At 71.8% G+C, this 9509-nt stretch carries 10 protein-coding genes; 7 read left to right on the forward strand and 3 right to left on the reverse strand.

All coding sequences use genetic code 11. The annotated features are described in order from the left end of the window. The coding region (locus tag E1200_RS27085) for a cytidylate kinase family protein (protein WP_131954905.1) at positions 1-608 on the forward strand (608 nt) is incomplete at its 5' end. 104 nt (positions 609-712) lie between these two features. Beyond that, positions 713-2116: an NAD-dependent malic enzyme gene (locus E1200_RS27090; protein WP_131954906.1), complete on the forward strand. Its 1404-nt coding sequence runs from the start codon at positions 713-715 to the stop codon at positions 2114-2116. A gap of 40 nt (positions 2117-2156) precedes the next feature. Here the strand turns inward: E1200_RS27090 and E1200_RS27095 are convergent, their stop codons facing one another. Beyond that, the gene (locus E1200_RS27095) at positions 2157-2780 is read right to left on the reverse strand and encodes a hypothetical protein (RefSeq protein WP_131954907.1); all 624 of its coding nucleotides are present in this window, start codon (positions 2778-2780) and stop codon (positions 2157-2159) included. 169 nt (positions 2781-2949) lie between these two features. Between E1200_RS27095 and E1200_RS27100 the strand changes: the two genes are divergently transcribed. The 5 genes from E1200_RS27100 to E1200_RS27120 all read left to right on the forward strand — a co-directional run bounded on the left by E1200_RS27100 (position 2950) and on the right by E1200_RS27120 (position 8190). After that, positions 2950-3525: a YqgE/AlgH family protein gene (locus E1200_RS27100; protein ID WP_131954908.1), complete on the forward strand. Its 576-nt coding sequence runs from the start codon at positions 2950-2952 to the stop codon at positions 3523-3525. Between the two features lie 9 nt (positions 3526-3534). Further along, entirely contained in the window at positions 3535-3798 is a 264-nt protein-coding gene (locus tag E1200_RS27105) for a DUF3039 domain-containing protein (protein WP_131954909.1), read from the forward strand. Positions 3799-4064: 266 nt separating this feature from the next. Further along, positions 4065-4916 (forward strand): zinc metalloprotease, encoded by an 852-nt coding sequence (locus tag E1200_RS27110; RefSeq protein WP_243708857.1) that lies wholly within the window; start codon positions 4065-4067, stop codon positions 4914-4916. Between the two features lie 97 nt (positions 4917-5013). After that, entirely contained in the window at positions 5014-6756 is a 1743-nt protein-coding gene (locus E1200_RS27115) for a DEAD/DEAH box helicase (protein ID WP_131954914.1), read from the forward strand. Between the two features lie 183 nt (positions 6757-6939). Further along, positions 6940-8190 carry a phospholipase D-like domain-containing protein gene (locus E1200_RS27120; RefSeq protein ID WP_131954911.1) on the forward strand — a complete coding sequence of 417 codons (1251 nt, stop codon included), beginning with the start codon at positions 6940-6942 and terminating at the stop codon, positions 8188-8190. Between the two features lie 57 nt (positions 8191-8247). On the opposite strand, the gene E1200_RS27125 is transcribed toward E1200_RS27120, so the two are convergent. Continuing rightward, positions 8248-8787, reverse strand: a complete 540-nt coding sequence (locus tag E1200_RS27125; protein ID WP_131954912.1) for a gluconokinase — start codon at positions 8785-8787, stop codon at positions 8248-8250. A 2-nt stretch (positions 8788-8789) separates the two neighbouring features. Further along, a complete protein-coding gene (locus tag E1200_RS27130) occupies positions 8790-9371 on the reverse strand; it encodes an isochorismatase family protein (protein ID WP_131954913.1) in 582 nt (193 codons plus the stop codon). Positions 9372-9509: the final 138 nt, after the last annotated feature.

Consider the following 9509-nt stretch of genomic DNA (forward strand, 5'->3'; position numbering starts at 1 on the left):
TTCCCGAGCAGGTCGCGAGTGAGATCGGGTGCACGCTGGAGGAGGCGCTCGTCCATGACGGGCGGGCGCTGAGCGGTATCGGGCGGATCCTCGCGGAGGCCGCGCGGCTGCCCACCGTCGCTCTGGGCATGGACGTCTACCTTCCCGATCGGACGATCGCGCAGCCCGCGGACTTCGTCGCGCACACCGAGGCCGTCATCGGCCGCATGGCCGACGGGGGCGGGGGAGTGCTGCTCGGCCGGGCGGGCGCCCTGGTGCTCGCCGGGCACCGGGGTGTGCTGCACGTCCGGCTCGACGGGCCGCGGGAGCGGCGGCTGGCGCGTGCCGCCGCCGAGATGCCGGACATGGCGCCGGACATGGCGCCGGACATGGCGCCGGACATGGCGCCGGACATGGCGGGGGTGCGACGAGCTGCGCGGAGCGGTCCACGTGATCGCGATGTTGAGCGTATGCTCGATGACAACGACCGCGCCCGGACGGCCTACGTGAAGCACTTCTACGGGGCCGACCCCGCCGATCCGCGGCTCTACCACCTCGTGATCGACACCACGAGGCTGCCCGTTCCCGCGACCGTCGAGCTGATCGTCGTCGCGGCCCTGGCGGTGTGAGCAACGGGACGCGAGACCGGGCCGCGGCCCCCGGACGCACCGCCCCGGCCGGAGCGAGGCGCGCGGGACGCGTGGACAACCCCGGAGCAGAGGGAGCATTAGCCGTGGCGAGCGTGCCGAGCGTGTCGTACTCCATCACCGTCCGGCTGGAGGTGCCCGCGGGCGGCAGGGCCGTCAGCCAGATCACCCAGGTGGTCGAGAACGCCGGCGGCATCGTCACGGCCCTCGACGTCAACACCGCCGGCCACGAGACGCTGCGCATCGACGTCACGATCGCGACCCGCGACACCCAGCACGCCGAGGCCATCGCCGCCGCGCTGGAGCAGATCGAGTCCGTCAAGATCCACAAGGTCAGCGACCGGACGTTCCTGATGCACCTCGGCGGCAAGATAGAGATGCAGTCCAAGGTGCCGCTGCGCAACCGCGACGAGCTGTCGATGGCCTACACGCCCGGCGTCGCCCGCGTCTCGCTCGCCATCGCCCGCAATCCCGAGGACGTCCGCCGGCTGACGGTCAAGCGCAACAGCGTCGCCGTCGTCACCGACGGCTCCGCGGTGCTCGGCCTCGGCAACATCGGCCCGGAGGCGGCGCTGCCCGTCATGGAGGGCAAGGCCGCCCTGTTCAAGCGGTTCGCCGGGATCGACGCCTGGCCGATCTGCCTCGACACCCAGGACACCGACGAGATCGTCCGGACCGTCCAGATCCTCGCGCCCGCGTTCGGCGGCATCAACCTTGAGGACATCTCCGCGCCGCGCTGCTTCGAGGTCGAGGCCCGGCTGCGCGAGCTGCTCGACATCCCGGTGTTCCACGACGACCAGCACGGCACCGCGATCTGCGTGCTGGCCGCGCTGACCAACGCGCTGCGCGTCGTCGGCAAGGACATCGGCTCGGTCCGCATCACGATGGCGGGCGCGGGCGCCGCCGGCAACGCCATCCTGAAACTGCTCATGCACGCGGGCGCCCGCGACCTCGTCGTCTGCGACTACCTGGGCGCCGTCCACAAGGGCCGCGCGGACATGGACGACTCGCTCTCCTGGATCGCCGACCACACCAACCCCGAGTGCTACGCCGGCGACCTGCGCGGCGCGGTCAAGGACGCGGACGTGTTCATCGGCGTCTCCGCCCCCGGCATCCTCACCGGCGCCGACATCGCCACGATGAAGGACGACGCGATCGTGTTCGCGCTCGCCAACCCCGAGCCCGAGGTCGACCCGGACGAGGCCCGCGAGCACGCCGCCGTCGTCGCCACCGGCCGCAGCGACTACCCCAACCAGATCAACAACGTGCTGGCGTTCCCCGGCGTCTTCCGCGGCCTCCTGGACGCGCAGGCCGACATCGTCACCATGGACATGCTGGCCGCCGCCGCCAAGGCCCTCGCCGAGGTCGTGACGCCGGACGAGCTGGGGCCCAACTACATCGTCCCCAGCGTCTTCCACCCGGACGTGAGCAACTTCGTCGCCGGTGCGGTGCGCGAAGCGGCCGGGGGACGTCCCCGCACCGAGGCGTGATCTCCCAGGGGCTGTGTTAGCCCAGGATCACTTCTGGCGATTACTGCTTCTTCGGGAAGATCTGGTCTCGGCGGCGGGGCCAGATCCCGCCGTACCAGAAGATGATGGCGCCCATCAGGATGATCGCCACGCCGGTCGCGCCGCGGGCCCAGAGGACCGTGTTGGGGCCGGTTTCCGGGAGTTCTTCCGGCGGGGTCTTGGTCGGTGCCGGTGCCGCGCCCGCCTTCTTGCAGTTCGCCTTGACGGTTGCGTCGGCTACGCGCTTGTTGGCCCAGTTGACGGTGACGCGGGTGGTGCGGTCCTCGCGGAGCTCGACGGCGACCGTCCGGGTCGAGTTGGCGGGGATCTCGCCGGGGATCGCGGCGGTGTCGTCGTTCTTCTCGATCCCGAAGTCCTCGGTGCGGCCGCCCGTGTTGCGGACCGTGACCTGCACCGTGCGGGCCGGGCAGGAGACCTCCGAGCCGATCGACGCGGTCACCGGCGAGGCCGGGGTCTTGGACGGGCTCGGCGACGTCGGTGACTCCGAGGGGCTCGGGCTGGCGGGCGTGGTCGCCGAGGTCGACGCGCTCGACTCGCCCGACGTGCCGTTGATGAGGGCCGGGATCGCGATCAGCGCCCCGATGACGAAGAACACGGCGGCGATGACGACCCGCGGCAACTGCATCGCTGTCCTCCTCGGCCCGCCGGGCTCCGCCAAGCGGGTGGCCGATGTCGCTAGATCATTCTTAACCTAGGACCTTGTCGTGCCGATATCCCCATCGATAGGAATGCGTAACAGGCTAACGAGTGGGGGAGCGTGCCGCCGGAGGTCCGCACAACGCATCATGGAACCCATGGAAGACGGCATCAGGGTGGGGCTCCTGCTGGTCGCGACCCCTCAGCTGGAGGATCCCAACTTCCGGCGGAGCGTCGTGCTGCTCGTTGAGCACGACGGCGACGGGGGAACGCTGGGGGTCGTCCTCAACCGGCCGACCGAGATTCCCGTCGACCGGGTGCTGCCCCCGTGGGCGGAGCTCGTCACCGGGCCCGCCGTCGTGTTCCAGGGCGGGCCGGTCGCGCTGGAGAACGCGCTGGCCCTGGCCCGGCTCCCCGGTGAGGACGAGCCGCTGGGGTGGCGGGCGCTGGACGGCGGCACCGAGGTGGCCAGGGTCGGCCTGGTCGACCTTGAGGCACCGCCCGGCCTGCTGGCCGCCGAGCTGCTGCAGCTGCGGGTGTTCGCGGGCTACGCGGGATGGGCGGCGGGCCAGTTGCGCTCCGAGGTCGAGGACGGCTCGTGGTACCTGGTGCCCGCCGAGGCCGGGGACGTGTTCGCCGCGGACCCGGACCGGCTCTGGCAGGACGTGCTGCGCAGGCAGGGCGGCGACCTGGCGTTCGTCTCCACTTTCCCCGACGACCCCACGCTCAACTAAGGTGAACACGTGAGCACGAAGATCCTTCCCGACGGCGACACTCGGACAGATGTCCGGCCCGACCTCTCGCACGGTGACGGCGACCACGAGCGGTTCGCCCACTACGTGAAGAAGCAGAAGATCACCGAGAGCGCGGTGACCGGCACGCCGGTGATCGCGCTGTGCGGCAAGGTCTGGGTGCCGAACCGGGATCCGAAGAAGTACCCCGTCTGCCCGGAGTGCAAGGAGATCTACGAGTCCATGAAGCCGGGCGGCGAGGGCGACAAGGAGTGACCGCTCCTCATCCGGTCGAGGATGGGGAGCGCGGGGCGGCCCGCCGCCGGTAGGCGGCGGAGGGCGCGCCGCTGATTCTGCGTGCGCGCACGGTTCCGCGGTCCCTTGCCGGGGTTCTCCGCGGGGCCTCTGATCACAGATACGGGTTCGTACATTCGGGGGGATGTATGCGGCGGTTGGCCGGGGTTTCGCTATGCGCACTGATGGTTACGGTGTGTTCGCTTTCTGTTCCTGTGGGTGACCGGGCCCGGGTCCGGGCTGCGCCGGTGACCGAGCCCGACGACGGGTGCGGTCCCGACTCCGCCGCCCGGACGTCCGCGCATCCCCGCGACCACGCGCATCTCGGGCACGAGGAGGTCGTCGGCATGCTCGGCGACCTCCGCCAGAAGCTCACCGACCGGTTCGGCACATCCGACGAGCGGCGTCTCGACTCCGCGCTGCGCCGGTCGGGGCCGGTCGTCGTCCCCGTGCGGTTCCACGTCGTCCACAACGGGCGTACGGGGTGGCTGTCGGTGAGCGACATCCGCCGGCAGGTCGACACGCTGAACGCCGCGTACGGAGGGGGCAGGGGCGGCGTGGACACCGGCGTCCGGTTCCGCCTGACCGGCTACAGCCACACCAACAGCTCGGCGTGGTTCTACCGGCCGCGCACGTACGAGAGCTCCATGAAGCGGCGGCTGCGCAAGGGCGGACGCGGCACGCTCAACATCTACACCGCGGCCGTGGGCACCGACGTCCTGGGCTTCTCCACGTTCCCCCAGTGGTACCGGAGGGCGCCGCACATGGACGGCGTCGTCGTCGACTTCCGCAGCCTGCCGGGCGGGTCGTTCCGCAACTACGACCGCGGGTACACGGCCGTCCACGAGACCGGGCACTGGCTCGGCCTGTTCCACACGTTCGAGAACGGGTGCCGCCCGCCCGGCGACGGAATCGCCGACACCCCGTACGAGGCGCGGCCCGCGGACGGGTGCCCGCACGGCCGGGACACCTGCCCGCAGCGCGGCGGCGACCCGGTCCACAACTTCATGAACTACGCCCACGACTCCTGCATGAGGGAGTTCACCGCAGGTCAGGGCCGCCGTGTCCGGGCGGCGTGGGCCGCCTACCGCGGCGGGTGAGGGTGTGGATCTCGGCACAGGACCGGCGTCCGGAGCACGATCTGTCGGTCCGCCTCGGTAGCCTTCAATGACCGTGAGCACCTTCGCCGCATCGAGCATGCCTCCCGCCTTCCCCGAGCGGGCCGCCTGGGGGACGGCGTCGTCCCTGCGCGCCTGGCAGCAGCAGGCGCTGGAGGCCTACTTCGGGACGGACGGCACCAAGCCCGGCCCGCGCGACTTCCTCACCGTCGCGACGCCGGGCGCCGGTAAGACGACGTTCGCGCTCCGCCTCGCCCGCGAGCTGATGGAGCGCCGCGTCGTCTCCGCGATCACGATCGTGTGCCCGACCGAGCACCTCAAGCGGCAGTGGGCGGAGTCGGCGTCCCGCGTCGGCATCCGGATCGACCCGGAGTACCAGAACGGGCAGGGGCCGGTCGGCAAGGACTTCCACGGCGTCGCCGTCACCTACGCGACGGTCGCGGCGCGTCCCGCGCTGCACCGCAACCGCACCGAGTCGCGCAAGTCGCTGGTCATCTTCGACGAGGTCCACCACGCGGGCGACGGGCTGTCGTGGGGCGACGCCGTGCGGGAGGCGTTCGAGCCCGCCGCGCGGCGCCTCGCGCTGTCCGGCACGCCGTTCCGCACCGACGTCAACCCGATCCCGTTCGTCGAGTACGAGGAGGGGCCGGACGGAATCCGGCGCAGCCGCGCCGACTACACCTACGGCTACGGCCCGGCGCTCGCCGACGGCGTCGTCCGCCCGGTGATCTTCCTCGCGTACGCGGGGGAGATGCGCTGGCGCACCCGGGCGGGCGACGAGATCACCGCGACGCTCGGCGAGCCGCTCACCCAGGACCAGATGTCCCAGGCGTGGCGCGCCGCCCTCGACCCGAAGGGCGACTGGATCCGGCAGGTCCTCGCCGCGGCCGACCGGCGGCTCAGCGAGCTGCGCCGCGCCATCCCGGACGCGGGCGGCCTGGTCATCGCCACCGACCACGAGACGGCCCGCGCCTACGCCAAGATGCTGCGCGCGGTCACCGGGCAGGGCGCCACGGTCGTGCTGTCGGACGACCCGGGCGCGTCGAAGAAGATCAAGCAGTTCGCCGACACCGACGACCGCTGGATGGTCGCGGTCCGGATGGTGTCCGAGGGCGTCGACATCCCGCGCCTCGCCGTCGGCGTCTACGCCACGTCCACCAGCACGCCGCTGTTCTTCGCGCAGGCGATCGGCCGGTTCGTCCGTGCCCGCAGGCGCGGGGAGACGGCCTCGGTCTTCCTGCCGTCGGTGCCGACGCTGATGGGGCACGCGGCCGACATGGAGGAGGAGCGCGACCACGTCCTCGACCGGCCGGTCCGCGAGGACGGCTTGGACGACGAGCTGCTCGCCGAGGCGAACCGCAGGCAGGACACCTCCGACGTCGGCGAGGAGCTGCCGTTCGAGACGGTCGAGGCGTCCGCCACGTTCGACCGCGTCCTGTACGACGGCGGCGAGTTCGGCATGCACGCCGAGCCGGGCTCCGCCGAGGAGGAGGAGTTCCTCGGCATCCCCGGTCTGCTGGAGCCCGAGCAGGTGTCGGCGCTGCTGCGCAAGCGGCAGGCCGAGCAGATCGCGGGGGAGCGCAAGCGCAAGACCGGTGACCCGCGCGCCGACCGCACCGCCGCCGAGGACATCGCCGCCCTCCGCCGCGAGCTGAACGGCCTCGTCGGCGCCTGGAACCACCGCACCGGCAAGCCGCACGGCGTCATCCACACCGAGCTGCGCGCCGCGTGCGGCGGTCCCGCCATCGCGCAGGCCACCGCCGAGGACATCCAGAAGCGCATCGCCAAGATCCGCGACTGGGCCGCCAAGCGCCGCCACTGACGTCCCCTGGGCGGGCCGGGCGGGAAGTGCGCACTGGCCCGGCCGTCGCCAGGTTCCCGCTCCTGCGGAACGTCCGTACCCGGGGGCGCGTCGTCGCAGCTCAGCGCGGTGAACGGCGTACTTTACGAAAAACCGGCCATAAGGTGACTCTGCCCCCGCAGTCAGGGCATCGAGGAGAACCTGATGACCGAACGAACCAGCGCCCCGGACGACGTCGCAGCGGACCGGCCGGAGGACCCGCCCGGTACGCCGGTACCCGCCCCGCGGCCCGCGTCGAACGCCGACGAGCGCAGCCGCATCCGGCGGCGGCTGGAGCGGCTGATCGGGATCGCGGCGACCGAGGGGAACGCGGTGCTCCCGCTGCGCAACGGCGACGAGATCTTCCCGGCGATGCTGGAGTCGATCCGCGCCGCGCGGCACACCGTCGACATGATGACCTACGTCTACTGGCGCGGGGACATCGCCACCGAGTTCGCCGCGGCGCTGGCCGAGCGGGCGCGCGCCGGCGTCCGGGTCCGGCTGCTGCTGGACGGCGTCGGCGCCCTGAAGATCGAGCGGGACCTGCTGAACCGGATGGAGGAGGCGGGGGTGACGGTGGCCTGGTTCCGCAAGCCGCACCAGCTGTCGCCGTTCAAGCAGAACCACCGCTGCCACCGCAAGGTCCTGGTCGTGGACGAGCACACCGCCTACACGGGCGGGGTCGGCATCGCCGAGGAATGGTGCGGCGACGCCCGCGGCCCCGGCGAGTGGCGGGACACCCACTTCCAGGTCCGCGGGCCCGCGGTGGACGGCATCGCCGCCGCGTTCTCGCAGAGCTGGGCCGAGTCCCACCCGGACCTCATCGACGATCGCGACCGCTTCAACGAGCAGCCCCAGGCCGGGGACGCGGTCGTCCAGGTCGTCCGGGGCTCGGCGAGCATCGGCTGGCAGGACATGCAGACCCTCATCCGGGTCGTGCTGGAGTCGGCGCAGCACCGCGTCCGGCTGGCGTCCGCCTACTTCGCCCCCGACGACTTCTTCACCGAGCTGCTGTGCGCCACCGCGCGGCGCGGGGTGGAGGTCGAGCTGCTGCTGCCCGGCCCGCACGCCGACAAGCGGGTCAGCCGGCTGGCCAGCCAGCGCCACTACGAGACGCTCCTGGACTGCGGCGTGCGCATCCACCAGTTCCAGCCCACGATGCTGCACACCAAGATCGTCCTGATGGACGACACGGTCGCCCTCGTCGGCTCCACCAACTTCAACCGCCGGTCCATGGACCACGACGAGGAGGTCATGCTGGCGGTCATCGACGACGACCTCACCGCGACCCTGAACGAGCACTTCGACGAGGACCTGACCCGCAGCGTGCGGATCGACCACGCCCGCTGGGACGACCGCTCCGCCAGGCAGCGCGTTAAGGAGGCGGCGATCAACCCCATCCGCCGCTTCCTCTGACGGCGCCCGGCTTTTCGTCGACTTGCGGCGAGGTGGGGGACGTTGGCGGTCGCCGGGTTAGGGCCGCGTCCGGGTCGACGGGTCGCCGGAGGCCAGGCCCAGGGCGTCCAGGATGTGGGCGACCGTCTCCTCGGGGGTGCGGTCGATGGGGGCGTGGACCACACCTTCGTCCGGGGCGGGGAGTTCCAGGTCGGCGAACTGGGACGCCAGGAGGTCGCCCTTGAAGTAGTGGCCGAAGCGGCGCTTCAAGCGCTCCGTGATCAGCTCGCGGTCGGCGTCGAGCATGACCATGGCCACCTCGGCGCGGCCGCCCCCCAGCAGCTCGCGGTACGAGCGTTTGAGGGCGGACGAGGTCACGACGCCGGGGCGGCCGGTTGCGAGGCGGTCGTCGACCCAGGCGCGGATGGACTTGAGCCACGGCAGCCGGTCGGCGTCGGTGAGCGGCCGGCCCTCGCGCATCTTGTCGATGTTGGCCTTGGAGTGGAACTCGTCCGCCTCGGCGTACTCCCAGCCGAGGCTTTCGGCGAGCAGCGTCCCGATGGTGGTCTTACCGCTTCCTGAGACTCCGGTGATGATGATGACCCTGGGGGCGGTCATGGTCAGGCGGTCACCACCGGGGCGCCGGCCAGGGTGACGCCTTCCTGCGTCATCTCCTCCAGGGCCTTGTCGACGGTGGCCTTGGCGACCCCGGCGGTCAGCCCGAGGAGGACGGTGGTGCGCAGGCCCGCGCGGGCCGCGTCCACGGCGGTGGCCCGGACGCAGTGGTCGGTCGCGATGCCGACGATCTCCACGGTGTCCACGCCGCGGTCGGCGAGCCAGTCCGCGAGCGGCTGCTCGTCGTCGGAGACGCCCTCGAAGCCGCTGTAGGCGGCGTCCTCGCGGCCCTTGCTGAACACCGCCTCGATGGGGGCGAGCGCGAGGTCGGGGTGGAAGTCGGCGCCCGGTGTGCCGATCACGCAATGCGCCGGCCACGAGTCGACGAAGTCGGGTTCCTCGGCGAAGTGGTCGCCCGGGTCGAGGTGGAAGTCGCGGGTCGCCACGATGTGCGCGTAGCCGGACCGGTGCTCGGCCACGTGGGCGGAGATGGCGGCGGCCACGCCGGCGCCGCCGCCGACACCGAGCGAGCCGCCCTCGCAGAAGTCGTTCTGCACGTCGACGATGATCAGAGCCTTCTTGCCCATGAGCGCTCCCTGTACAGGTTTGTCCTCCGGGACTTGCCCAGACATTAAAGACGCTATCCCAGAGCGCGCGGTGTCCCAGAGCACGCGCTCTCCCGGAGCGCGTGGTGCCCCAGAGTGCGCGGTGTGCCAGAGCAGCCG

The organism is Actinomadura sp. GC306 (assembly GCF_004348665.1).
GTDB lineage: Bacteria > Actinomycetota > Actinomycetes > Streptosporangiales > Streptosporangiaceae > Spirillospora.